This window comes from Enteractinococcus fodinae (assembly GCF_031458395.1).
Taxonomy (GTDB): domain Bacteria; phylum Actinomycetota; class Actinomycetes; order Actinomycetales; family Micrococcaceae; genus Yaniella; species Yaniella fodinae.
The window spans coordinates 1,363,417-1,389,523 of sequence record NZ_JAVDYJ010000001.1; the positions used below are offsets into that span (position 1 = coordinate 1,363,417).

General features: G+C 56.3%; 21 protein-coding genes. 11 read left to right on the forward strand and 10 right to left on the reverse strand.

Going from position 1 to position 26,107, the window contains the following annotated elements; translation table 11 throughout:
• Together J2S62_RS06435 and putP are read right to left on the reverse strand one after the other, a co-directional pair.
• Nucleotides 1-1,371 carry a DUF1731 domain-containing protein gene (locus J2S62_RS06435; protein ID WP_310172739.1) on the reverse strand — a complete coding sequence of 457 codons (1,371 nt, stop codon included), beginning with the start codon at nucleotides 1,369-1,371 and terminating at the stop codon, nucleotides 1-3.
• 84 nt (nucleotides 1,372-1,455) lie between these two features.
• On the reverse strand, nucleotides 1,456-2,964 hold the full coding sequence (gene putP / locus J2S62_RS06440) for a sodium/proline symporter PutP (protein ID WP_310172741.1): 1,509 nt from the start codon (nucleotides 2,962-2,964) through the stop codon (nucleotides 1,456-1,458).
• Nucleotides 2,965-3,138: 174 nt separating this feature from the next.
• Between putP and J2S62_RS06445 the strand changes: the two genes are divergently transcribed.
• Nucleotides 3,139-6,675 carry a proline dehydrogenase family protein gene (locus tag J2S62_RS06445; RefSeq protein ID WP_310172743.1) on the forward strand — a complete coding sequence of 1,179 codons (3,537 nt, stop codon included), beginning with the start codon at nucleotides 3,139-3,141 and terminating at the stop codon, nucleotides 6,673-6,675.
• Here J2S62_RS06445 and J2S62_RS06450 read toward each other — a convergent pair.
• From J2S62_RS06450 to J2S62_RS06465, 4 genes are read right to left on the reverse strand one after another with little or no spacing between them, the layout of a single operon-like run.
• Nucleotides 6,672-6,905 carry a hypothetical protein gene (locus J2S62_RS06450; protein ID WP_310172746.1) on the reverse strand — a complete coding sequence of 78 codons (234 nt, stop codon included), beginning with the start codon at nucleotides 6,903-6,905 and terminating at the stop codon, nucleotides 6,672-6,674. The two genes, J2S62_RS06445 and J2S62_RS06450, sit on opposite strands and share 4 nt — an antisense overlap.
• Nucleotides 6,895-8,751, reverse strand: coding sequence for an ABC transporter ATP-binding protein (locus J2S62_RS06455; RefSeq protein ID WP_310172749.1), 1,857 nt, complete (start codon nucleotides 8,749-8,751; stop codon nucleotides 6,895-6,897). The genes J2S62_RS06450 and J2S62_RS06455 overlap by 11 nt, the downstream gene beginning before the upstream one ends.
• Complete coding sequence (locus tag J2S62_RS06460; protein ID WP_310172752.1) at nucleotides 8,748-10,520, reverse strand: ABC transporter ATP-binding protein; 1,773 nt, start codon at nucleotides 10,518-10,520, stop codon at nucleotides 8,748-8,750. Before J2S62_RS06460 ends, J2S62_RS06455 begins: the two co-directional genes overlap by 4 nt.
• A 21-nt stretch (nucleotides 10,521-10,541) precedes the next feature.
• A complete protein-coding gene (locus J2S62_RS06465) occupies nucleotides 10,542-12,071 on the reverse strand; it encodes a DUF1846 domain-containing protein (RefSeq protein ID WP_310172754.1) in 1,530 nt (509 codons plus the stop codon).
• Nucleotides 12,072-12,335: 264 nt separating this feature from the next.
• Between J2S62_RS06465 and J2S62_RS06470 the strand changes: the two genes are divergently transcribed.
• The 5 genes from J2S62_RS06470 (at nucleotide 12,336) to nrdF (ending at nucleotide 16,607) form a co-directional block, all read left to right on the forward strand.
• Entirely contained in the window at nucleotides 12,336-12,467 is a 132-nt protein-coding gene (locus tag J2S62_RS06470) for a hypothetical protein (protein ID WP_310172756.1), read from the forward strand.
• 135 nt (nucleotides 12,468-12,602) lie between these two features.
• Complete coding sequence (gene nrdH / locus J2S62_RS06475; RefSeq protein WP_310172759.1) at nucleotides 12,603-12,854, forward strand: glutaredoxin-like protein NrdH; 252 nt, start codon at nucleotides 12,603-12,605, stop codon at nucleotides 12,852-12,854.
• 39 nt (nucleotides 12,855-12,893) lie between these two features.
• Nucleotides 12,894-13,370, forward strand: a complete 477-nt coding sequence (gene nrdI, locus J2S62_RS06480; RefSeq protein WP_407649913.1) for a class Ib ribonucleoside-diphosphate reductase assembly flavoprotein NrdI — start codon at nucleotides 12,894-12,896, stop codon at nucleotides 13,368-13,370.
• A 14-nt stretch (nucleotides 13,371-13,384) separates the two neighbouring features.
• Complete coding sequence (gene nrdE, locus J2S62_RS06485; RefSeq protein ID WP_310175758.1) at nucleotides 13,385-15,529, forward strand: class 1b ribonucleoside-diphosphate reductase subunit alpha; 2,145 nt, start codon at nucleotides 13,385-13,387, stop codon at nucleotides 15,527-15,529.
• Nucleotides 15,530-15,626: 97 nt separating this feature from the next.
• Nucleotides 15,627-16,607, forward strand: coding sequence for a class 1b ribonucleoside-diphosphate reductase subunit beta (nrdF, locus tag J2S62_RS06490; protein ID WP_310172762.1), 981 nt, complete (start codon nucleotides 15,627-15,629; stop codon nucleotides 16,605-16,607).
• Nucleotides 16,608-16,790: 183 nt separating this feature from the next.
• Here nrdF and J2S62_RS06495 read toward each other — a convergent pair whose 3' ends face one another.
• Nucleotides 16,791-17,069, reverse strand: coding sequence for a metal-sensitive transcriptional regulator (locus tag J2S62_RS06495; protein WP_310172764.1), 279 nt, complete (start codon nucleotides 17,067-17,069; stop codon nucleotides 16,791-16,793).
• A gap of 324 nt (nucleotides 17,070-17,393) precedes the next feature.
• Here J2S62_RS06495 and J2S62_RS06500 point away from each other — a divergent pair, with 324 nt between their 5' ends.
• The 3 genes from J2S62_RS06500 (at nucleotide 17,394) to J2S62_RS06510 (ending at nucleotide 20,487) form a co-directional block, all read left to right on the forward strand.
• Nucleotides 17,394-18,815 (forward strand): MBL fold metallo-hydrolase, encoded by a 1,422-nt coding sequence (locus J2S62_RS06500; protein ID WP_310172766.1) that lies wholly within the window; start codon nucleotides 17,394-17,396, stop codon nucleotides 18,813-18,815.
• A gap of 3 nt (nucleotides 18,816-18,818) precedes the next feature.
• Nucleotides 18,819-19,577 (forward strand): sulfite exporter TauE/SafE family protein, encoded by a 759-nt coding sequence (locus J2S62_RS06505; protein WP_310172769.1) that lies wholly within the window; start codon nucleotides 18,819-18,821, stop codon nucleotides 19,575-19,577.
• Nucleotides 19,578-19,647: 70 nt separating this feature from the next.
• Complete coding sequence (locus J2S62_RS06510; protein WP_310172771.1) at nucleotides 19,648-20,487, forward strand: thioesterase family protein; 840 nt, start codon at nucleotides 19,648-19,650, stop codon at nucleotides 20,485-20,487.
• 413 nt (nucleotides 20,488-20,900) lie between these two features.
• Here the strand turns inward: J2S62_RS06510 and J2S62_RS06515 are convergent, their stop codons facing one another.
• Nucleotides 20,901-21,533: an MBL fold metallo-hydrolase gene (locus tag J2S62_RS06515; protein ID WP_310172772.1), complete on the reverse strand. Its 633-nt coding sequence runs from the start codon at nucleotides 21,531-21,533 to the stop codon at nucleotides 20,901-20,903.
• Nucleotides 21,534-22,628 (reverse strand): S-(hydroxymethyl)mycothiol dehydrogenase, encoded by a 1,095-nt coding sequence (locus J2S62_RS06520; protein WP_310172775.1) that lies wholly within the window; start codon nucleotides 22,626-22,628, stop codon nucleotides 21,534-21,536.
• A gap of 174 nt (nucleotides 22,629-22,802) precedes the next feature.
• Between J2S62_RS06520 and J2S62_RS06525 the strand changes: the two genes are divergently transcribed.
• Nucleotides 22,803-23,594 carry an SOS response-associated peptidase gene (locus J2S62_RS06525; protein WP_310172777.1) on the forward strand — a complete coding sequence of 264 codons (792 nt, stop codon included), beginning with the start codon at nucleotides 22,803-22,805 and terminating at the stop codon, nucleotides 23,592-23,594.
• Nucleotides 23,595-23,602: 8 nt separating this feature from the next.
• Here J2S62_RS06525 and J2S62_RS06530 read toward each other — a convergent pair whose 3' ends face one another.
• A complete protein-coding gene (locus tag J2S62_RS06530; protein ID WP_310172780.1) occupies nucleotides 23,603-25,660 on the reverse strand; it encodes a S9 family peptidase in 2,058 nt (685 codons plus the stop codon).
• A gap of 123 nt (nucleotides 25,661-25,783) precedes the next feature.
• On the opposite strand from J2S62_RS06530, the gene J2S62_RS06535 reads away from it, so the two are divergent.
• Entirely contained in the window at nucleotides 25,784-26,107 is a 324-nt protein-coding gene (locus J2S62_RS06535) for a DUF6504 family protein (RefSeq protein WP_310172783.1), read from the forward strand.

Sequence of the window (26,107 nt, forward strand, 5' to 3'; positions counted from 1 at the left end):
TTAGACGCTCACGGCGTCGGCTGCCGCAGCGATGGTTGGATAGTGGAACTCGTAGCCGGTCTCATCTAGCACCGTGGAACCGGCACGAGTACTGCCCATGAGCATGCCGGGTTCCATCCGGATAATATTCATCGCGAAATTCAAGAGCCGGGCAGGGACCGGGATGTTTCGTGTGCCCAAACCCGGAGCTAGCGCGGCAATGACTTCCGATAGTCGCGTCTGTTGTGGCGCGACCGCCACCACGACCGGGGGTGGTTTGGACATGGTCAAAAGGTGCGTAACGATACCGACCCAGTCGTCTTCGTGAATCCACGGTAAATACCCATCGATACTTGGTCGCGTCTTCGACAGTGCCATGGCCGCTAAACCGTAGGTGATTTCGCTCGATTGGCCCAGCACAACTCCGGTGCGAAGGATGATCGCGTCATCGGGTGCGGCAGCCTCCCAGTCGGTTACTAGCTGTCCCATGCCGCTTGGACCATCCCGGTCCGCGGTCGGGGAGGTGGTCTCGGTGAACTCTTTAGTAGAAGTCGCAGCCCACAGCGGCACCGCGCTGCCTTGAATCCATCGATGCAGCACCCCGCCTTGCGCTTCGGCGGTTGCTACTACTGCTCGCAAGGTTTGCATAGGTTCGATCCGTGAGGCAGCCAGGGCAGCGACTTCTTGTGGGGTGAATTTTGCCCCGAGGCGTCGACCAACCAGGTTGATGATATTGAACCCGGCATCGTCTAACAGCTGGTCATGAAGTGGACCGAGATCGTCAGCGCTCCAGCGAACCTGCGGATACGGTGCCCCGGTGCGAGGGGTGCGAGTCAGTACGACGGCACGGTGGCCGGATGCGAGCAGTCGGGTCGCCAACCGGGAACCAAGATACCCTGACCCACCAGCGATAATGTTCAATGGTTGGTTCTGATCGGGGCCAGGAGCGGCCATGCGAATCATTCTGGCACCGACTGCACCGAGGTCTGCTGTCAGCGGTTCGGCAAGCGCGGCACCTAGTGGTGCGGCAAGGGGACCGATCACTTGCATGTGGCGAGTCAGCGTGGTGCCACCATCGGCGGGTTGAATTGTCCAACGCTGCTGGGTATATCCACCGGGTTGATCTTGTCGCCAGGCAATCTCGCGGCCTGGGTCAGCGGTGACAATGGTGGCTGCCGGGGCAGTCGCGGCGTGCAGAAACCCGCGAATTAGCGCCTTCGGGACCACCTTGATGCGATCGCCGGCCTGGAGTCGGGAGCCGGCCATCTTTTCGGGGGTGAATTTTTGGAGCTGATCGTCGAATTGCACCCACGCGCGCGGATCAGACAGCAGGTCCCATACCTGGTCAACTGGAAGCGCCAAGAAGATTGATTGTGTTCGCGAAAAGCCCATGGGTCCATCGTAGACCCGTTTAACGCAATGTTGGCAACAAGCTCATGTTCGAGCTGTTGCCAACATTGCGAAGAACCGTTGCACTTATTTAGTTGAGACAGTCTCGCGCATCTGTTCGAATTCCACTTCGACCTCAGGGTCTGGGTGTTTGGTGAGGAGCGAAACGATAATTGCCACTATGAAGTGGACGAGCACTCCTGGAACGATCTCATAGAGGTTGATCGTTTCTTTGATGACCGGGACAGTTCCCCAAATGTAGGTCACGACCGCACCGGCGACCATACCGGCCAGCGCACCCATGGCAGTGATGCGCTTCCAGTACAGCGCCAGCAGGATCATGGGACCGAATGCGGCACCAAACCCGGCCCACGCAAACCCAACCAGATCCAACACGGTGGATTCCGGGTCTTGAGCGATCAAGATTGCGACAATCGAGACGGCCACGACAGAAAGACGTCCGAGCCACAACTGGGTCCGTTCCTCAGGGTTGCGTTTGAACAGCCCATAAATATCTTCCACGAGTGCCGACGATGACACCAGCAGCTGCGAGGACATGGTCGACATGATGGCGGCCAATACGGCTGCCAGGACCAGCCCGGCGACAAACGGGTGAAACAGAATCTGCGATAGCACCAAGAAGACGGTTTCAGGGTTGTCCAATGGCTGGCCAGCATCTTGGAACCATGCCACGCCGATCAGCCCGGTCAACACGGCGCCACCCATGCACAGGATGACCCAGCCGGTACCGATTCGACGAGCCGTTTTGACCTCGCCGTGGCTGCGGATGGCAAAGAACCGAGCGAGAATGTGTGGTTGACCAAAATAGCCGAGACCCCAGGCGAGACCCGAAATGATAACCAGCATTGAGGCGCCAGAGAAGTCGCCGCCGGTGAAGGACAGATGGTCGAGACCATTTTGTGCATCGGCTTCGTTGATCAAGCTGATGACTTCGCCCGGGCCACCAAGTTGCACGGTAGCAATGATTGGAACGGCGACCAGGGCTGCCAGCATCAACAACCCCTGGGCCACGTCGGTTAGTGAAATGCCGAGGAACCCACCAAACACGGTGTAGGCCAGGGTGACACCACCGACCACGAGCACACCGGTCATGTAATTCCATCCAAAGGAGGATTCGAAAAACGCGCCAGAAGCCACCATCATTGAGGCGACGTAGAAGATGAAAAAGACCAAAATGATGACCGCTGAAACCGAGCGAATCAACCGAGTCCGATCCCTGAAACGTTGTTCAAAGAATGCGGGCATGGTGATTGTATCGCGGCTCAGCTCCGAATAGACTCGCAGCCGTGGCGCAACGATGAGCCAGTTCAACCACGTTCCCAGTGTCAAACCAATGGCGATCCAAGCTTCAATCAACCCGGCAGCATACAGTGCACCGGGTAGGCCCATCAGCAGCCAACCAGACATATCGGAGGCTCCGGCAGATAAGGCCGCTACCCGTGGGGACAGGTCACGGCCGGCCAATAAGAAATCGCGGCCCGTCTTGGTGCGCCGGTAGGCATAAAATCCGATCCCCAGCATTCCAAGCAGGTAGATGATAATGGCAGCAAACTGATAGGCGTGTTCTTCACTCATAGCAAACAATTATCGCCACTGTCCTACTGATCTCCAAATCTCAGCGTGGCGCTCCGTCCCGATTCGATACCACCGATCACGTCGTGTCCCGCAGGTTTATGGTGTACCAGGACCTCCTCGTGGCCGTATGCTGTGTGTCACAAGACCTGACGGATGTTTTCACAGGAGCACGACATGAGTCGACGTTCACCCCGCCCGTGGCAACTAACGGATGAGGCCATCGAGCAGGCGCGCACCTGGTTAGCCCGCGCCGCGGACATCCCAACGGATCGTTCCGCCCAACAACTGGCTGGGGTGTTAAAAGACCCCAACGGTCTGGCTTTCACTGTTGGCTTCGTTGATCGCGTGGTGCGTCCGGAAGACCACACCGTAGCGGCCCGCGCCTTGGCGAGCATCGCCGACGATGTACCCGGCTTTTTACCCTGGCATCTGCAGACCGCGGTCCGGGCTGGGGGCAAACTTGCCCCCATGGCCCCAGCGGTGGTCGTGCCCGCAGCACAAACAGCACTGCGCTCGATGGTCGGACACTTGCTCATCGACTCTCGGGATAAGCAACTCACGCGAGGGATCCAAGCTATTCGCACCGGCGGGATTGATCTCAACATCAACTTGTTGGGTGAAGCGATCCTGGGGGACCAAGAGGCCCGCAACCGGGTCGCAGCCACACGGGCGCTGATCGAACGCCACGACATCGACTATGTCTCGATCAAGGTCTCCGCCACGGTGGCACCGCATAACCCGTGGGCCCATGATGAGGCGGTCGACCAGATCGTATCGCAGCTACGTCCGCTGTACCGCGCGGCCATGACCGCCGACCCCGTGACCTTTATTAACTTAGACATGGAGGAGTATAAGGACCTTGCCTTGACCATCGAGGTCTATCAGCGACTCATTTCTGAACCGGAATTCCTGCAGTTCCGCTCTGGAATTGTCTTACAGGCCTATCTTCCGGATGCGTACCAGGCGATGGTGGAGCTCCAAGACTTCGCAGCACAACGGGTCGCGGACGGGGGAGCACCCATCAAGGTGCGGGTGGTCAAAGGTGCGAACCTCCCGATGGAACGCGTCCAAGCAGCGATGCGAAACTGGCCACAGACCGTCTGGCCTACCAAACAGGACACGGACGCGAACTACAAACGCATCCTGGACTACGCCTTACATCCGGAACGTCTCAACAACGTCGAAATTGGCGTCGCGGGCCAAAACATCTTCGATATCGCCCTGGCCTATCTGCTCATGCAACACCGGGACATTCCTGTCGATGGACCGGTGGACTTTGAGATGCTGCTGGGGATGGCCAGCGCCCAGGCGGAGGCGATCCGAGCCGATGTTGGACGTTTGTTGTTGTATACCCCGGTGGTGCACCCTGATGAATTTGATGTGGCGATCTCGTATTTGGTGCGAAGACTCGAAGAGGGCGCCTCACAAGACAACTTTATGTCTGCGGTATTTGAGCTCGACAATGAAGACTACTTCACCCGCGAAGCTGACCGGTTTCGCGCCTCCCTGGAGCAGCTGCGCACCGAAGAGGACCACACACCGCAGCCTCGCCGACAACAAAATCGTCAGACCGAAGACTTTTCAGAACCTACCCGGCCAACCACGTTTACCAATGTCGCTGATACCGACCCAAATCTGGCCCATAACCGCGCCTGGGCGCGTGAGATTATCAGCCGCATGGCAGGCTCGACCTTGGGCCAGGATCTGGTCACAGCCCACCGAGTGGAAACCAGCCAAGCGTTAGACGAAGCCATCTCAGCTGCGATTAGCGCTGGTAAGACCTGGCAGGCACTGCCGATAGCGACCCGCTCCGAGGTGCTCCTCAGAATCGGCGATCAGCTGGCGGCAGCACGGGGCAGGCTCTTGGAAGTTATGGGCGCCGAGACCGGCAAGACCATCGAACAGGGCGATCCTGAAGTCTCAGAAGGCATCGACTTTGCCCGCTACTACGGCCAACAGTGTCTTCAACTCGATCAGATCGCCGGCGCGACACCTCACCCCGTGGGCCTCACAGTGGTCACGCCGCCTTGGAATTTCCCCATGGCGATCCCGACCGGATCGATGACCTCCGCACTGGCGGCAGGTTCCCCGGTCATTATCAAACCCGCGCCGCAGGCTCAGCGCACCGCAGCCGTGATCGTGCAAGCCATCTGGGCAGCACTGGAGGAATACGATCTACCCCGGGAACTGGTCACCCTGTTGATCGCCGAGGAAAGCTCACTGGGGTCGCAACTGGTATCCGACTCGCGCGTTGACCGAGTCATTCTGACCGGCGCTTACGAGACCGCCCAACTGTTTACCGACATGCGCCCGGATATGCCGCTGTATGGTGAGACCTCCGGCAAAAACGCGATTGTGGTGACCCCTACGGCGGATCTGGATTTGGCAGTCGCAGATGTCGTGGATTCGGCACTTGGGCATGCCGGCCAGAAATGTTCTGCTGCATCCATACTTATCCTGGTCGGCCAGACCGCGGTCAGCAAGCGCTTCCACCGCCAATTACTTGACGCAGTGAACTCTCTGGTGGTCGATCATCCCACCAACCCGGAGGCACAAATGGGCCCGGTCGTGGAAGAACCCGGCGAGAAGCTGCAGCGCGGACTGACCACGCTTGAGCCAGGACAACGCTGGCACCTGGTGCCCAAACGGCTCGATGGCACCGGGAGGCTGTTTTCACCCGGCATCCGATCAGGGGTCCGGCCCGGTTCCGAATATCACATCACCGAATACTTCGGCCCCGTGCTGGGGGTGATGTCAGCCGACACCCTGGAAGATGCGATCGCCTACGTCAACGCGGTGCCCTACGGTCTGACCTCGGGCATCCATTCTCTAGATCCCGACGAGATCGCGACCTGGTCTGAACACGTCGCGGCCGGCAACCTCTACATTAACCGCGGGATCACCGGGGCGATCGTGCGCCGCCAACCCTTTGGCGGTTGGAAGCGTTCGGCCATCGGTCCGGGTTCGAAGGTCGGTGGGCCCAATTATCTGCTAGGCCTGACCGACTGGACCGATGCCCCGGCCACCCTCCCCGAAGCGGTCGACGATGAAGCCAACCGCTTTGCTCAGCAGCTAGCAGCACACGTGACCGAAGAGGACACCCAGTGGTTGGTCCGCGCCGTATCTCATGATGCTCACGTGGTGGACACCTATAGTGGCCAGCGAGATGTTTCGAATCTCAAGGTCGAAATCAATGTGCTGCGGTATCGGCCGGTCCCGGTCCATATTCGTCTCAGCGATACCTCCAGTACCGGACTGACACAACTGTTCCGGGTACTCGCCGCCGGTATGCGAGTCCAGCAGGCCACGGCCACGGGCCAAGGCACCGGGATGCTCCCTGAAAATATTGTCTCGTTACCGCCCGGGGTTTCCCCGGAGATCACTAAGGTGTTCTCCGACACGCATATGTCGGTGGTGTTCGAGGATTCAGCCGCCTGGTTACGACGAGCAACCACGTTGGCCGAGACTGATCCTACTGATGGTTCCGGTCGGATTCGCCTCATTGGCACAGCAGAAACCACCGAGACGATCCAAGCCATCGCGCATCGGCCAGAAATCGCCGTCTACCAACACCCGGTCACATCGGCCGGCAGACTCGAGATGCTGCCATTTATTCGGGAACAATCCGTGACCATGACCGCTCACCGGTTCGGCACCATCAACGACCTGCCACAGCGGGCCCTGGGCGAAATTCAATTCGGTGAGACCTAGTCCGTCTGGTCATTGATGGCGTCTCGGTCGCCATAGATACCGCTTTTCTTCTCATAGGCTCGCTTCTGGCTCCATGACAGGCCCACGACAAGCAGTACCAGAACCACCCACGACTGCGTACTGCCGAAAAACGTTTCGTCGCTCTCCGCAGCGGCAAACGCCTCGATCACCACCGCCATCACCGCGCCGATGAGCGCCCCGAACAGGGCGGCTTTTGCTTTACCTGGCATCTAAATCCTCATCCTGTTTCGGTGCTGGGTGCTCACTGTGGCGTAAAGAATCTTGCCACGCCTGGTGTAATTGGGCAAACTGTCCCTCGTTCGCGATGAGTTCCTCGGGCGAACCATCTTCGATAATCTGGCCGTCTTCAACCACCAAGACCCGATCGGCGATCATCACCGTGGACAGCCGGTGGGCGATGATAAACGACGTGCGGGTGCCCAACAGGCGTTTCAGTCCTTCCTGGAGGACCGCTTCGGTGGGCGCATCCAACGACGAGGTCGCTTCATCAAGAATTAAAACCGTCGGATCGGCCAGGAATGCGCGTGCAAAGGACACCATCTGACGTTGCCCAGCAGACATACGACCACCTTTTGCCCGCACATCGGTATCGAAGCCCTCGGGGAGCTGGTCGATGAAAATATCGGCACCGATAATCTCGGCCGCAGCCCGAATCTCCTCTCGGCTGGCCTCCGGATTGCCAATGGCAATATTATTGGCCACCGACCCCGAAAATAAATACGACTCCTGGGTAACCATCACGATGTGTTCGGTCAGGGTGTCCAGGTCCATGTCCTTGAGGTTGACGCCGTCTAACGTGATGGCCCCGTCAGTGACATCATAAAACCGTGCCATGAGTTTCGCGATGGTGGATTTACCCGCCCCGGTCGATCCCACAATGGCCACGGTTTGTCCCGCTGGCACATGAAGCGAGGTCGGCTGCAACGCCAATGGCAACTCGTCTTGGTACCGAAAGGAGACGTTATCGAAGACAATCTCACCGCGAGCGTCCGTGAGCTCGACCGGATCCTGCGGGTCGGTCACGGATGGTTTTTCCGCTAACAACCCGGAGATTTTCTCCAAGGCAGCCACCGCGGACTGGAACGTGTTATAGAAATTAGCGATCTCATCAATGGGCTGGAAAAAACGTCGGGCATATAACACCAGTGCGACCAGCACCCCAACTTGTAGTTCGCCACCCAAGACCCGGAAGCCGCCTACCATCAGGACCGCGGCGATGGTGATCGAGGATAACCAGCGCAATGTGGGTTGGTAAATGCCGAATAGGTGAATTGACCGCAGGGCAGCTTGGCGGTGATCTTCGGCCAATTGCTCATAGCGTTTGCCGTTGGCTTTTTGACGACGATATGCCTTGACCGCCCGGATGCCGCTCACGGTCTCCACGAAGTGTGAAATCAGCCGGGCCGAGTTGGTCTGAATCTGTCGGTACGTCACCGATGAGCGCTTCTGAAACCAGACCGTCAGCATCGTCGCGGGCACCAGGAGTCCCGCCATGACGACCCCGGAGGGCACATCCATCGTCACGATCAGCACCATGGTAAAGACCATCTGCAACACAGATCCGACCATGATATCGAGCCCGGAGTTCAACAGCTGGGCGAGCGCATCCATGTCAGAAGTTTGGCGTGCCACCGTACGTCCCGAAGCGTAGGTTTCGTGGAACTTCATATCCAATCGCTGGCTATGTAAAAACAGGCGGCGCCGTAAGCCATAGAGCATGGTCTGGCCGATGGTCATGTTCCATCGGATGAACACATACATCAGCCCACCGGCCACCACAGCGGCCACAATGTGGGCCACGGACGCTGCGATCGCCGGGGTCGCGTTGCCTTCCAGCAGCGCCGGGAGCCCGTTATCAATACCCCAGGCAATAATTGCCGGACCGGCCACTGACGCTACTTGAGCGATAATGACCACGACCGACAGGCCGACCAGCTGCCAGGTATACGGCTTCAACAAGGTGCCGAGCAACCGCAACGATGCCCGGCGCTCAGCCTTGGTCATGCGTTGATAATCTACCGAGCCGGCACCGCGAGCGCCTCCGGGTCCACTCATGGGTACACCTCCCGGAGATCCTCTTGAGAGCTTGCCATCAGGTACCGGTAGCGCGCTGAGCTACGTAAGAGCTCTTGGTGGGTCCCGACGGCGGTGATTTTGCCATCGTCCAGCAGGGCCACACGGTCGGCGAGGGCAACCGTGGAGGACCGGTGGGCAATGATCAAGGTCGTGGTGTTATCTAAGACTTCCCGCAATTGGGCGATAACGCGTTCTTCAGTCTTGGTATCTAGCGCTGACAGTGGATCGTCTAAGAGGAGCAGGGCAGGCCGTGCTGCGATAGCTCGGGCCAGCGCGATTCGTTGTCGTTGTCCGCCCGACAGCGAAAAACCTTGTTCGCCAATATGGGTATCAATCCCATCAGTAAGGTCTGCCACAAATCCGGCATCGGCCGCATAGAGAGATTCCCATGCGATTTCCTCGCGGACGGCCTCGGGGAGCTCGGGATCAACCCCTAAGAGCACGTTGTCGCGAACCGAGAAGGAAAACAGCGTGGTGTCTTCAAACGCAAAGGCAGTCAGACGGCGCAGATCCGCGAGGTCCATGTTGTGCACCGAGACGCCATCAATGGTGATCCGGCCACCGGTAATGTCAAAGATCCGAGGAATCAGTTGTAACAGGGTGGACTTGCCGTTGCCGGTGACTCCCACCAGGGCCATGGTTTCACCCGGACGGATGTGCAGATCGACTCCTTGGAACATGTCTTCGGCGTCCTCGGGAGCATCATGAAATCGAAAGCGCACATCCTCCAGGACCAGCTCCCCGGTGGCGTTTGGGAAATCAATTGGCACCGGGTTGGCAGGGGAGACGATGGTGTTGTCGGTGTCCATTACTTCGAAATAGCGTTCCAGCGCGGTTGTGGTTTGGACCGCCTGACCGAACAGCATGCCCAACATTCTGGTCGGGCCGACCACCAGGGTAGCGGTCGCAAAGAAACTGGCTAATTGACCGACGTTCATCGCGCCGGCGTTGACCTGGAGCAGCCCGAGGAGCAGACACAACCCCAGCATTGATTCGGGCAGGGCCAGCATGAACATATCAAACCGCGCCAGCGTCGTGGCTTTGCGGATTTCGTTATTTCGAAGCGACAGCGCATCGGTTTCAAAGTTTTTGAGGGCCTGTTTGCTGCGACCAAATGCTTTCAGTACCCGAATACCCTGGACCGACTGTTCGACCGTGGTGGATATTTCCCCATTGAGATCCTGCGACCGACGGGTAAGCACCGAGAATTCGCGTTGGAAGCGGTAGGTCAGGATCACAATCGGGATGATGATAATCATAAAGATTAAGGCCAGCAGCGTTGAAGACCGTGACATCATATACAGCCCCACCACGATGGTAGCCGCAGACGAGACCATCATGATCATGCCAAAAGCAATCCACCGGCGAATCTGCGTCACATCTTGTTGGGCGCGAGACAATAACTGCCCGGAACCCCAGTCGTTATGAAACGCCACTGGCATATCTAAGATCCGAATATAGAACCGCACTCGCATCTTGCGTTCGATCTCGGTCGACGGGCCAACGGCAAAAATCCGCCGCAACCACAGTAGGACCGCTTCGACAAGCCCCAACGCGATAATCACCCCGCCAGCGATCCACACCGTCGCCGCCGTAGGTGACGTGTTGAGGTTATTGACTAAGACCTCGAGGACCTGCGGGATCATCAACCCCACGACGGAGGCTCCAATGGTGACGACTAATCCGAGAAACAACCGAGGGCGAATCGGCTTGATGATGCGCCATAAACGCCCCATGGCATGAATCATGGATGAGCCTCCCATACCCGGCTAGCTGCGATGATATAAGGATTTGCGCCAGTATACGGGGTCAGCGGTGACGAGCATGCCCAACTGCCGGAACATCGATTCATCGACTGAACCTAAGATTGTGGTGGTATGAACGTCGCATCCCCGCAAATGCTGCAGCTTTGCGATGGCTTTGCGAGCATATTCAGAATCAGCGGCAGAAACCGACAACGCAATGAGCACCTCATCGGTGTGCAATCGAGGGTTAATCGACCCAAGATGGTCAATCTTCAGCGTCTGGATCGGTTCGATAGCTTGGGGGCTCAGCAGGTGAACATCTTCGTCAATACCGGCCATATATTTCAATGCATTGAGCAACATCGCGGCAGAACAGCCTAAAAGATCAGAGGTCTTGCCCGTCAAAATGGTTCCATCGGATAACTGGACGGCGCTGGCTGGCTGGCCGGTACGTTCTGCTAATTGGGTGGCCGGGGCAACGACCGGGCGGTCATCTTTTGAGATCCCGATGCGCTTCATGATGACTTCGATCCGCGATGATACCGAGTCATCTGTGGTGTCCATGCGCCGTTCTTCTACCCGGGCCTTGTACCACCGCCGAATGATCTCCTGCTCGGCTGCCTCGGCACATACCGAATCGTTGCTAATGCAGTTACCAACCATGTTGACGCCCATATCGGTGGGGGACTGATATGGGGATTTACCGTAGAGTTTTTCCAGCATGGCTTTGAGTAGTGGAAAGACTTCGACGTCCCGGTTGTAGCTGACCGCTTGTTGTTGATAGGCGGCTAAATGGTACGGGTCGATGATGTTGTTGTCATCTAAGTCGGCTGTAGCAGCCTCATAGGCCTGATTCACTGGATGCTGGAGTGGAAGGTTCCAGATCGGAAAGGTCTCAAATTTGGCGTATCCAGACCGAATGCCGTGCTGATAATCGTGGTAAATCTGCGATAAGCAGGTCGATAATTTGCCCGAACCAGGTCCGGGACCGGTTACCACCACAAGCGAGCGAGTGGTTTTGGCGTGCCCATTTTGTCCAAAACCCTCTGCTGAAATGATGCGTTCTGTGTCGGTTGGATAGCCCGCGGTGGGGTAGTGATGGGTAACTTTTAGTCCAGCGCGCTGCATGCGGTCGCTAAATGCAAAGGCATTGGCAAAGTCTGCCGAGAGCTGGGTGATAACCACGTGTTCGACCATGAAGCCTTGGTCGCGAAAAATATCGATCAGGCGAAGAGCTTCGTCCTGATACGTGATGCCAAGGTCGGCACGGACTTTTTCGTATTCTAAATCTTTGGCGTTGAGCACCATCATGATCTCTAGCTCATCTTTGAGCTCGTGGAGCATAGAGATCTTATTGTTTGGGGTAAAACCGGGCAAAACGCGAGAGGCATGCAAATCATCAAAAAGTTTGCCGCCCATTTCGAGATAGAGCTTGTGGCCGATCTTCTGGCGTCGCTGAGAAATAAATTGAGACTGCAGTCGGATGTATTTTTGGGAGTCGAAACCAATACCGGGGCGAAATGATGCTTCTTGGGTCAAATTCTCAGCTTCCACAACACACTATTGTTCCATGGACACCGATGGGATCCTAGTTGGGGTCTCTACGGGGTCCCAAGTACTGCTGTGAACCCTACCCCGCAGAGTACGAATACGGTAAGGTGGCCGCGCTGCCGAACGCTTGCGACCACAATGTGTAGGGGTCTTCAGTGTCGTTCAACACAATCGATGGTGTTTATTCGACACAACACGCCGAGCAGAAAAATTCTTTTTCTGTGGATTAGATGAAGTTTTCACTGCTGTGGGGGTGTGGAGAACTTTTTGGCCAAACCGCTGAATCCGCAGCAGCTCGCCGAAGCGCAGGATTCGGGCGAAATGATCAAGCTGTGGACAACCCTGTGGGGGAATCGCAACAATGCAATCACAACATCTAGTTATCTCTTGAGTTCGTAATCCCAAGATGTAGTATTAATGATGTGGATGAGGTCATGAAGGCTTCACCAAGAATTCATTAGAAATACCGCGCGAACTTCACTTGATGTACCGCGGTAGTGGACCGGACAACGCACCGCTCAAGGGAGACAGATCATGACCGTGACCGTTTACAGCAAACCAGCATGTGTTCAGTGCAACGCGACTGTGCGTGCCCTGGATAAAAAAGGTATCGAATACAAAGTGATCGATATGTCCCAAGATATGGATGCTTTGGAACATGTTCGTGCTTTGGGCTACATGCAGGCTCCAGTTGTCATGGCCGGTTCTGATCACTGGTCAGGTTTCCGTCCAGATAAAATTGCGAGCTTGGAAGAAGCCAGCTCTACCGCTTCAACGGTTGCGTAGGCTGATTTTCTCACACAATGTATTGAAGGCAGGGGTAAAATGACTACCCAGGTTCGAGATAGATCTTTCGTCAAGTCACCCGAGTCCCAGGACATGGTGGAGACCAACGCGAAGTTGATCTACTTTTCCTCGGTATCTGGTTATACTCATCGTTTTGCAGAAAAGTTGGGTTTTGAAGATGGGTATATGGCACGGCTGCCGTTGATTACCCGAGACCCCACACTGTATGCGCTGGAACCATTCGTTTTAATGCTGCCTACTTATGGTGCGGGCAAAGGCCCTGGGGTTGTTCCCAAACAGGTCATTAAATTCCTGAATGTAAAAAACAACAGAGAGTTGATTCGAGGCGTCATCGCTGCTGGTAACACAAACTTTTATGACGCCTACTGTCTTGCCGGTGACATCATCTCGGCAAAGACGAACGTACCGGTTATGTATAGATTTGAACTGATGGGCACACCAACCGATGTGACCAAGGTTCGTGAGGGATTGGACGCATTTTGGCAACAACATTAACTGAAGAAGAACTCATTCAGTCGGCTAAGAAGCTTCCTGAGGCTTGGCAAGGGCTCGGATACCACGAACTGAACGCTATTTTGAACCTGTATGGTCCAGAAGGTGAGATCCAGTTCGAAGCGGATCATGCCGCTGCTCGGCAGTATTTCCTACAACACGTCAACAAGAACACCGTGTTCTTCCATAGTCGTCGCGAACAGATCGATTACCTGATCGAAAACGACTACTACGAACCGGCGACCTTCGAACAGTACCCAGAGCAGTTCGTATTTGATCTCTATGATCAGGCTTATGCTCACAAGTTCCGGTTCCCGTCGTTCTTGGGTGCTTTTAAGTTCTACACCTCCTACGCCCTGAAAACCTTCGACGGCGAACGTTACCTAGAGCGCTACGAAGACCGTGTCGTAATGAACGCCCTGTACCTGGCCCGTGGTGACCAGGACATGGCCAAACGACTCGTCGATGAAATCATCTTGGGCCGTTTCCAGCCAGCGACTCCAACATTCCTGAACGCTGGGAAAAAACAGCGCGGCGAACTCGTCTCGTGCTTCCTGCTGCGTGTCGAAGACAATATGGAATCCATCGCACGTGGCATCAACTCTTCGTTGCAGCTGTCTAAGCGCGGTGGCGGGGTTGCACTGAACCTGACCAACCTGCGCGAACAAGGCGCCCCCATTAAGAAGATTGAAAATCAATCCTCTGGTGTCGTCCCGGTCATGAAGCTCCTGGAAGACTCGTTCTCTTACGCCAATCAGCTCGGTGCACGTCAAGGGGCCGGTGCGGTCTACCTGAACGCACACCACCCAGACATCATGACCTTCTTGGACACCAAGCGGGAAAACGCCGACGAGAAGATCCGTATCAAAACGCTCTCGTTGGGTGTGGTCGTCCCAGACATCACCTTCGAGTTGGCTAAAAAGAACGAGCCGATGTACTTGTTCAGCCCATACGACGTTGAACGCGTCTATGGGGTGCCATTTAGCGAAATCTCGGTCAGTGAGAAGTACTACGAGATGGTCGATGACGCGCGGATCAAAAAGACCAAGATCAAACCGCGTGATTTCTTCCAGACCGTGGCAGAACTCCAGTTCGAGTCTGGCTATCCGTACATGGTCTTTGAAGACCACGTGAACGCAGCCAACCCGATCAAGGGTCGCATCTCGATGTCGAACCTTTGCTCAGAGATTCTGCAGGTCTCGGACCCATCCACCTATAACGCGGATCTGTCTTACGATCACATCGGAAAAGACATTTCTTGCAACTTGGGTTCGATGAACATCGCCAAGACCATGGACTCCGAAGACTTCGGCAGCTCTATTGAAACAGCGGTGCGTGCACTGACCGCTGTATCTGATCTGTCAGATATCTCCTCGGTGCCTTCTATTGCTAAAGGTAACTCTGAATCCCACGCCATTGGTCTGGGACAGATGAACCTGCACGGCTACCTGGCACGCGAACAGGTCCACTACGGTTCTGAAGAAGGCATCGACTTCACCAACATGTACTTCTACACCGTGGTGTATCACGCACTGCGCGCATCCAATAAGATCGCCATCGAACGCAACGAGACCTTCGGCGGGTTCGAAGAATCCAAGTATGCATCCGGGGAATTCTTTGATAAATACACCGATCAGGAATGGAAGCCAGCCACCGACAAAGTAGCGCAGCTCTTTGCTGAGGCAAACGTCCACATTCCTACCCAGCAAGACTGGCATGAACTCAAAGCCTCCGTTATGGAGCACGGGATCTACAACCAGAACCTGCAGGCGGTCCCACCAACCGGATCGATCTCTTACATCAATAACTCGACCTCCTCGATTCACCCGGTCGCATCGAAGGTTGAGATCCGCAAAGAAGGCCGGCTGGGTCGTGTGTACTACCCGGCGCCGTACCTCACCAACGACAACCTCGAATACTTCGAAGACGCCTACGAAATTGGCTACAAGAAGATCATTGACACCTACGCGGCTGCAACCCAGCACGTCGACCAAGGACTGTCGCTGACGCTGTTCTTCAAGGACACCGCTACGACGCGTGACGTCAACAAGGCGCAGATTTACGCCTGGACCCAGGGCATCAAGACCCTGTACTACGTCCGCGTCCGCCAGTTGGCGCTTGAGGGAACCGAAATCGAAGGTTGCGTATCCTGCATGCTGTAAAGCCAACATGAGGTGTGCCGTTTGAAATAGACTTCAAGCGGCACACTTTCTCATGTGAATTCAGCGCCAAAGTTTTATCTCGTAGAAAGAAAGTTGCATGACTCCCGAAGACGTAGCGCAGCGCATCCCCACGTACCAGGCGATCAACTGGAACCAGATCGACGATGAAAAAGACCTTGAGGTCTGGAACCGTTTGACCACCAACTTCTGGTTGCCTGAAAAGGTACCGCTGTCCAACGACCTGCAGTCCTGGTCAAAGATGACCGACGACGAACGCGAAGTTTCAATGAAAGTGTTCGCTGGCTTGACCCTGCTGGATACGATCCAAGGCACCATCGGGGCAGTCTCCTTGCTTCCAGACGCGCTGACTTTGCATGAAGAAGCTGTGCTATCCAATATTGTGTTCATGGAGGCAGTCCACGCCAAGTCGTACTCGTCGATTTTCTCGACGTTGGCTTCGACTGAGGCCATCGACAACATCTTCCGGTGGAGCCGTGAAGAACACACCCTGCAGTACAAAACCCACGAAATTATCAAACACTACGAGGGCGACGACCCACAGAAACGCAAGATCGCTTCTGTCATCTTGGAGTCCTTCTTGTTCTACTCCGGGTTCTACTGGCCAATGTACCTGTCCTCTCAGGCTCGTTTGACCAACACCGCTGACCTCATCCGCCTGATTATTCGTGACGAAGCCATTCACGGGTACTACGTCGGATACAAATACCAGCGCAACATGGAAAACGAAACCCCAGAGCGTGAAGCCGAGCTCAAAGAGTTTGCTTTCGATCTGCTCCAGGACCTCTATGACAATGAAGTGGCCTACACCCACGACATTTACGATCCACTGGGTCTGTCAGAAGACGTCAAAAAGTTCCTGCACTACAACGCGAATAAAGCGCTGATGAATATGGGCTATGAACCCATGTTCCCGGACTCCGTCACCGACGTGAACCCAGCGATCCTGTCGGCGTTGAGCCCGAACTCGGATGAGAACCACGACTTCTTCTCTGGATCAGGCTCGTCCTACGTTATCGGCGCCAAAGAAGAAACCGAAGACAGCGACTGGGACTTCTAATAACCAACTAATCCGCCGCTTCTGCAGCACGCCTCGGCCCCGCCAACTATTGCGGGGCCGAGGCGTTTTGCTGTTCTCACAACAAAACCGCGCAGGAACGCTGTGTCATAGAGGTGCCCTGGCTAAGACAGATATGGGGCATAAGACCTGAATCCTGCCCATACTTCATCGCGAGAGTAGGACTCAGGCGAATGAGGTGAATAACTTCTCTAACTTATCCAGTTCTTCTTGCTGAAATTCGTCATCCGCTAGGCACTCTTGTAAAGCCGATGAGATGACGAGAAATCCTGCTCGATCGACCGCTTTAGATACAGCAGATAATTGGTGCACAATCTTTTCGCAGTGCTCGTCATCATCCACAGCATCAATAACAGCAGCTAGTTGGCCGTGCGCCCGACGTAATCGATTGATTATCTTCTTCTTTGCGACTGGATCGCTTTCTAATCCCGTAGAGGGCATCATTACACGCTCCTAATTCGAGTGCTTCTTGCAATAATTATACCCCATGGGGTATTCTTTCAATACCCCCCGGGGTATATTCAGGTCTTGGGAAGTAATAAACAAAGGAGCAAATCTCAATGTGTCGAGCAGTGCAATGTGAAGTCTGTGAAAAAACCACTTGGGCTGGCTGCGGTCAGCATGTTGACACCGTCAAAGCTACGGTCGCCGCCTCGCAATGGTGTAACGGAAACCATTCGCAGCAAGAAATCGATACCGCCAAAGCCCAGAAGCCAGGCTTCCTGGCACGGTTGTTTAGCCGCTAAGACGATACACCAGGAGAACCGGATGCTACTTGAACATATTTACGATCCCGATCTTGCCCAAGGCAGTTACCTCATCGGTTGCCAGGCTGAAAACACCGCCATTGTTGTGGACCCGCGCCGAGATATCCAGGTGTATCTCGATCTCGCGCAGCAGCATGGCATGGAGATCGTGGCGGTGGCCGAAACCCACATTCACGCTGACTACCTATCAGGGACGCTCGAGTTAGCCCATGCCACCGGAGCCCAGGTCTATGTCTCTGACGAGGGCGGCCCAGACTGGATTTATGGTAGCGGCTTCGATGATGCCGTGAAGATGAAACATGGCCACCAGATCCCACTGGGTAACATCACGATTGAAGCAGTTCACACGCCTGGGCACACACCCGAACACCTTGCGTTCTTAGTCACCGACGGTGCCCAAACCACAAAACCAGGATTCATGCTCAGCGGAGACTTCGTCTTTGTGGGAGACCTAGGACGGCCAGACCTCTTGGACGCAGCTGCCGGAGGAATAGACACTCGCTTCGAGGGAGCACGTCAACTCTTTACCTCCCTGCGTGACCACTTCCTTACGCTGCCAGACTATGTGCAAGTTCTGCCGGCCCATGGAGCCGGCTCTGCCTGTGGCAAGGCGCTGGGCGCGGTCCCAACCACCACAGTAGGCTATGAACGCAACTTCTCGTGGTGGGCAAAATACCTCGAAAATGACGATATCGAGGGCTTTGTTGCGGAGTTACTCGATGCACAGCCTGAAGCTCATGCATACTTTGGCCGCATGAAAATACAGAATCGCCAGGGCCCAGCTGTGCTGGGTGAACTCCCAGAACTCGCCGAATACACTCCTGAGGAACTGCGGCCGCTGCTCGAACGCGAAGAAAAGATTCTCGTGGACACACGTAGCCATAACGCCCGTTACACCGCTGCAGTGCCAGGCGCATTATCTATCCCAGATCCTGGAAAGGCCGCCACCCACATCGCGTGGGTCTATAACCCCGAAGAAGAACATCGTGACCTCATCGTTCTGGCAGCGGACGCAGACGAGGCGGCACAATATCGTGACCACTTTATTCGGGTTGGAGTCGATGCACTGACTGGCTTCGTCCCCACCCTTGACTCCCTTCTCGGCGAACCTGTTCCAACCATCACGTTAGAAGAACTAGACGCTGCTAATCCTGATGTCTTGCTCGATGTGCGAAACATCAGCGAATACACTGATGGATTTATCCCCGGAGCAACTCAGATTGCAGCGAGTCGTGTCGTGTGGGATCGAGATCGACTACCGCAAGACGGGACCATCATTTCCTACTGTGCCTCCGGGCGTCGCAGTGCGGTGGGGGCTTCAGCGCTACGGCACTACGGATATCATGTCGTGGAAGTCATCGGCGGCTATAACACCTGGGCAAACCAGCCCGGTAAGGTGCCAGCCAAGCAGCAACCACACTAACCGATGGTTATCCTTGGATACGTCCTAGCGCTTCTGGTTGGACTGTCACTTGGGCTTCTCGGTGGCGGTGGTTCTATCCTGACGGTGCCCATCCTCAATTATGTGATGGGCATGGACGCTCAGGAGGCCATCGCCGCCTCGCTTGTCGTTGTGGCTCTGACCTCACTGGTTGGTCTGATCTCGCATTGGCGACACAAACGGGTCTCGTTCAAAGTGGGATTACCCTTCGGACTTGCTTCGATGGCCGGGGCCTTCGTCGGGGGATGGAGTGCCCAGTTCTTACCCGGGTACGTGTTGATGCTCATCTTTGCCGTGATCATGCTCTCGACCTCCGTCACCATGATCGGAGGGAAGAAGCAGCAGGCGAAGCGCAAAGCACCGGTTCCGCGACTCTGGGTTTCAGCACTTCTAGGGTTCGTGGTGGGTGCTGTCACGGGCCTGGTAGGTGCCGGCGGCGGGTTCCTCATCGTTCCCGCCTTGGTACTCTTTGGTGGTTTGCCCATCCACCTGGCCATCGGAACGTCGCTATTTGCGATCGTGATGAAAAATATCGCTGCACTGGGTGGTCACATCCTAGCGGTCACCATTAACTGGCCGGTGACGCTCACCTTCACAGCGATTGCCATTTTAGGCTCCCTCTTCGGGGCGCGACTGGTGTCACGAATTTCGCCAGAGAGCCTACAGAAAGGTTTCGGATGGTTCGTCTTTGTCATGGGACTAGCGGTGATTGGTACCGAAATCAGCACGTTGATGAGCTCATAGATCACCCATCGGATGACACATCCCCGTGCCATAACTCACAGCCCCACCTATGATCTGGCAAGATAGGCTCATGACCTCATCACAGGAAGCAACCCAAGCAGAAGACACCGCATATTTTCGGCGCATCAAACCCATCGAGATGACCGAGGATGTTCGCACCTCGTACTTCGTCTCCACCCTGCACGCTCAAGGAGCCTGGCAGGAGGACGAACTCCATATGGCGCCGATTTCCGGTTTGGTGGCGGCCGAATTAGAGGCCTATCAGCCGCGCAACGACTTCATCACCACGCGCATCAGTTTCGATATCCTCGGCAAACTACACGCCGGTGAAGTCAAAGTCGTCACCGAAACGGTACGCCCGGGCCGTACCATCGAACTTATCCAATCCACAGTCTATGCTCAAGGGCGTGCGGTACTAGTCGGTCGGACGTGGAAGGTCATTGCTTCCGATACCTCGCGGGTCGCTGAGCTCACGGATGCGCCACTCCCACCAGTGGAAGAGGCAGAGCCATGGGATGGGATGACCGACCGGTGGCCGGGCGGGTTCATTCGTTCGATTCAAGTTCGAACTTTCCCGGACCACGCACCCGGACACGGCAGAGCTTGGATCACCAGCGATCTTGATGTGATCGAAGACGAACCGACCTCCCCGTTTGTCCGGCTCATCGGGCTAGCCGATACGGCCAACGGGCTGGCACCTCTTGCCGAACCAACCACAGGCGACGTGTTTTTCGCCAATGTGGATCTGACTATTCACTTTTTACGCGAACCAGTCGGGGAGTGGTTGGGCCTGTCGATCGCTGCCAACATCGGTCAAACCGGCGGTGGCATTACCTCTGCCGTCCTCTATGACACCGACGGTGTGCTGGGGCGCAGCGAGCAGTCACAGACTGTACGCATCACCGAATAGAGATTTCCAGAGCTTCGAAGCGAATCGGAGCCCAAGACAAGGCTCAAACGCGCGCAGCATTGCCCGTTGAAACTGTCGTAGTTGTTCTCCAGCCTCGGTGGCTGTTTTCGAGGTCCGAGCTAAGCGCCTGACGAGATCCCCTGGGATTGGTTTCCGAGGTGAAAAGGTTATGCCAGTCTTTGTGGCTTTGAGCCCAGCGGCCGCGGTCTCTTCAGCATGGTCAACGATGGCCTGAGGTTGAAGATATAGTCCGCACTGCTTGCTAAACGCGGCATAGTTGCGACTCTCTTCTTGGTTCTAGCGTGGTGGGTTTCTTTATCCTGCCACCCAAGAATGCTTTCCTATGCGGTTAACGCGATGGGCTCCACAAATCCTCTGCAGATTTGTGGAGCCCGTCTTATGCACTGGCGGAATTAGTGGCCGCGCTTGATCCATTCATCCAGGTGCGGTTTTTCTTCACCGATGACCGTCGAATCGCCGTGGCCGGTGAGCACTTTGGTGTGCTCTGGCAGCGGGAAAATCTTGTTCTTAATGGATTCGATAATGGTGTCGAAGTCCGAGTAGGAGCGTCCGGTCGCGCCGGGGCCACCGTTGAACAAGGTGTCACCCGAGAATAGGACGCCACCTTCAAGTTCAGGTGCGTGGAACACGACACAACCAGGGGAATGGCCCGGGGTGTGAATCGCAGTCAGGGTGACACCGGCGATATCGAATGTATCTCCGTCACTGATGTAGCCATCGGGCTGCTCGTCTGGATGGGTTGCGTCCCAGAGCATCTGATCATCTTTATGAATCAGTACTGGAGCGTCGACCATTTCGCGGAGTTTGATGACCTCGGAAATGTGGTCGTCGTGACCGTGGGTCAGCAAGATCGCCGAGACGCTACGCCCGCCGATGGTTTCACGGACTTTGTCGACCTCGTGGGCTGGGTCAATGACAATGACGTTCTGGTCGTCTCCGACAACGTAGACGTTGTTGTCAACATTGTGAGTTTCACCGTCAAGCGAGAAGGTACCTGAGGTTATAATATTTTCAATCTTTGCCATTTACATCTCCACCACTGAACGCAGGACTTTGCCAGCGTTCATTTTGTCGAATGCTTCGTTAATTTCGTTGATTGTGATGCGTTCGGTGACGAAGGCATCCAAATCCAGCCTACCCAGCTGGTACTGATCGACCAGCATTGGGAAGTCGCGCGATGGCAGGGTATCGCCGTACCAGGAGGATTTCAGCGAACCACCGCGGCTGAAGACATCAGCCAGGGGCAGTTCGAGTTTCATATCTGGGTGCGGTACGCCAACCAGGACCACTCGGCCGGCCAGGTCGCGTGCGTAGAACGCTTGTTCATAAGTTTCTGGGCGTCCGACAGCCTCGACGACGAGGTCTGCACCGAAGCCGTCGGTGAGTTCGCGAATCGTTTCGACCGCGTCGACTTCTTTCGAGTTCACGGTGTGGGTAGCGCCCAGGGTTTTGGCCTGTTCCAGTTTCGCATCGTCAATATCGACGGCGATGATCTTGGTTGCGCCGGCGAGTTTGCCACCCTGAATGGCGGCCATACCGACCCCACCACAACCGATGACAGCTAAGGATTCACCGCGCTTGAGCTCACCGGTATTGATGGCGGCACCGATACCGGCCATCACGCCACAGCCCAGCAGGCCTACGGCAGCGTCCTGATCGTCTTCCAGATCTGCGTCAATCTTGGTGCACTGCCCGGCAGCAACCAGCGTCTTTTCGGCAAATGAACCAATGCCCAGGGCGGCTTCCAGTTCGGTGCCGTCTTCCAAAGTCATTTTCTGCTCAGCATTGTGGGTGTTGAAGCAGTACTTCAAATCGCCCTTCTTGCAGGCCCGGCATTCGCCACACACGGCGCGCCAGTTCAAGATCACTTTGTCGCCGACGGCTACGTTGGTGACGCCTTCGCCGATTTCGGATACGACCGCAGTGGATTCGTGGCCCAGCAGGTACGGGTAGTTGTCGCCCACGCCACCTTCTACATAGAGGTAGTCGGTGTGGCATACCCCGCAGGTGGAAACATCGACGACGACTTCACCGGGACCAGGTTTTGGCACGATGATGGTTTCGATGGTCACAGGGGCATCCTTGGCCCGTACGACGGCGGCTTGAACTTTATACGCCATATATTCTCCTCAAGGTCATAAATGTGCCCCCAGGTGAAGAGGGGGCAGTCACACACTATCTGAGCATATCGGCGAATCTTTAGCCATGGTTGGTTCGACGCGGCACCCCCTGATCGCTGTTGGGGTACAAACACTGTCTCGCTAACTCAACCGAGAGCCTGGCATACTAGAAACATGTGCGGACGGTATGTAATGGCAAGAGCCATCGGAGATCTCATGGCAGCTACCGGTGCGGATACAGTCAATTTCGAAGAGCTGCGTCCCGATTACAACGTGGCCCCCACCAAGGACGTCCCGGTGGTGGTAGAACACCCGCAGGAGCCCCAAGACCCGACCACCCCCTGGCAGCGGCACCTATATTTGGCTCGCTGGGGTCTGGTCCCGAGCTGGGCCAAGGAACTGTCTTTCGGGCAGCGGACCTTTAATGCACGCTCCGAAAGCGTCGTCGACAAGCCCTCATTCCGGTCTGCGGTCAAAGCCCGCCGCGCCGCCATCCCCGTGGATGGCTACTACGAATGGCTAGCGCCAGAGACCAAGGGCGAGCGCAAACAACCATATTTCGTTCGTCCCAAAGACGGCTCACCAATATTTTTTGCAGGCCTCTATGAGTGGTGGAAAGATCCTGCAGCCGATGATGATGCTCCCTGGATTTTGTCCACCACAATTCTCACCGGGCCCTCACCACAACCCGGCGCAGAGCCGCCGATCCTTGACGAACTGGCTGGCTTGCATGATCGGCTGCCATTGCCCATGAGCCGGGCGATGATGGACGAATGGCTTTCGGCCGGTGACGTCACCAAAGATGAAGCAGCACACCTGGTGGACGCCGTGGTAGCTGGCGCCTATGACGTGGCCAGCCAGTGGGAAATGTATCCGGTAGATCCTGCCGTGGGATCGGTGCGCAATAACGGGCCGGAACTTATTGAACCGTTTGACCCGACCGGTGGTCAACACACGCTGGTTTAGGCGTGGCTTTACCCTAATTCGGACGGGTATTCTTCGGGTGCATCGCGCAGGTGCACATCTAAGAAGTTGCAGAACACCTTGTACCACGCCTCGGCATTGCCACGACCCAGAATCCAGTGGCCTTCATCGGGGAAGTAGAGGTACCGGTGTGCGGATTTACCGTCAGCATCGGTCACAGCGGGGGTAACCGTGTGCAGGGCATGCCACAGCTGATGGGCCTGGCCGATGGGGACCCGATAGTCTTTATCTCCGTGGATCACCAACATTGGCACCGCAATCTGGTGAGCATAGTGGTGCGGGGAATACTGCGTCTGCGGGGCCATCGCCCGGTCCCAGGTCGCGTTATCGGTGGTTTGGCCCATCACATTGGTATCCCACAGCGAGGCGTGCGTGATGATGCAGCGGAACTTCGTCCCGGTATGGCCGGCGACCCAGTTGGCTAGATAACCGCCGTAGGATCCACCAGCCACGGCAACATTGGCGGCATCAATATCATCGCGGGCTGCGGCCGCATCGATCAGCTGCATCAGATCGGTAAACGGTGTACCACCGAGTTGCTGATTGCCCCGGTCGATCATGTGCTGACCATACCCGGTCGAGATCGCCGGGTCCGGGAGCAGCACCGCATAGCCGGCAGCAACAAATGGATCGGGATTCCACCGGTACGTCCAGGCATTCCAGGACCCCCACGGTCCGCCGTGGACAAATACCACCATCGGAAATGGGCCGTCTCCCTCAGGTAACCGTAGCCACGAGCGCACGCGGGTGCCATCCTCAGCGCTGGTGCTCACAGTGGTCAAACGTCCCGGTGATGCCAACGCAGTCGCCGGACTATGAACCACCTCGGGTTCAGTGATTGCTGGCGCGGTTGGATTAAGCTCAAATCGCACCAGTTGTGGGCTTGCGGCTACACCGGAGGAGATGGCATAGACGGGCGCTGCGGTGTCAGTGTTGACCTGCGGGTCGGTGGCAAGCGCGGTATATGTTCGAGCCGTTTCGAGCTCCGGATGTGGCTGCCAGGTGTCCACCGCGGTGGTCATCCGGGTGGGCTGGGCGTCGCCAAGGCCACCCGTAAAGATTGCGCCGGCACCTTCGTCGTCGCTTGTGGCAATCAGGTGGGAGTTGGTTAGCCACTCGGGCGAGACCCATCGGTCTAAGTCGGGCCACAGGGCTTGCAACTGACCACTGCGAAGATCCATGATCCCGGCGGACACTGACAGGTTTGTACCGTCACGCCACGGGGTGCTGATATTGATAACCGCGCGAGTGCCATCCGGGCTGATAGTGCCGGCGCTGAATTCTTGGTGCAACGTCGAGGTGAGTAATTCAGTGGCTTGACCGGTGACAAAGTCGATGCGATACAGCACCTGGGTTTCTACGTCGTCGGGGGTGTTGCCGCGGTGTTGTGCCATGGTGACCACCGCGTGCGTGGCGGCCGCATCAAGGTGCCAGTTTACTAACCGCCCGGCTGGTAGATCGATCCGAATGAACTCGGGGCGCTCCCCAGGGCTTGGGAGCAGAGCGATGCCCAAAACGGTCCGGCCCTGTGGCAGATCTTGATCCCAGTAGCGCGTTGGGAACTGGGAGTAGACCACTCCGGAGACCTTTGCTTTGTCCCGGGTTGCGGCCAATTCTTCATGTTCTTGATGGGTAGCCGCACCACTGTGCCACTGCATGGCAACGACTAGTTTGTCGTTGGCTACTTGCAGACCACTAAAACCCCAGGCCCGTTGGGCCACGATGCTGGGTTCACCCATGGCGGGGAGCACCCAGAGTTTTGCGCCGGCCGCCGCGGGAGTATCCGGGTCGGCGGCGGCCGAGTCTCGAGATGATAAGAAAAAGATGCGCCCGTCACGGGCCGGTGCTACCGCCGAGACCGAATCATCCGCAAAGGTCAGCTGCATCGGGTGCTCGGTGACATCCCACAGCTGCGTCACATATCCGGTGCGATCTTGTTTGAGTTGCTGGACGGTGGTCACGACACGCCCGGCTACAACCGAGACGCCGGTCAGACGGGATGCATCGAGCAGTGGGGAGAGTGCCGCATCGAAAGCTGAGTTGGTCATGGACCCATTATGAATGCTCCTCCGGTACAACAACAGTCCGGCTTATCGTGTCCCTGTTAATTTTTATGCTGAGAGCACGAACAACATAGCGTACTGAAACCACTGATCAGGAAGGGGTTTGCCATGGGCACACTCACACAATCCATTGAGGTCACCTGCACCACCGCTGGTGTTCCGTTACACCTGATGTACGGTGGCCGGTCCTATACGGTCAAAGCGCAACCACAGCGTTGGTATGTGCGTCGTCGGTGGTGGGCCGAAGAATACCGGGCAGCTCTCGGACACGGTCCTGGACTGGTGGATTATCAGGTTTGGCGGGTCCAAGTTGGTCTGTCTCGGGCACAGAATGCTCCGGTATTGACCTTGGATATTTCACACCATATTGAGTCAGGTCGCTGGCGTCTGGTGCAAGTCCACGACGCCCTGCGATTGGATGAAGTCGCCTAA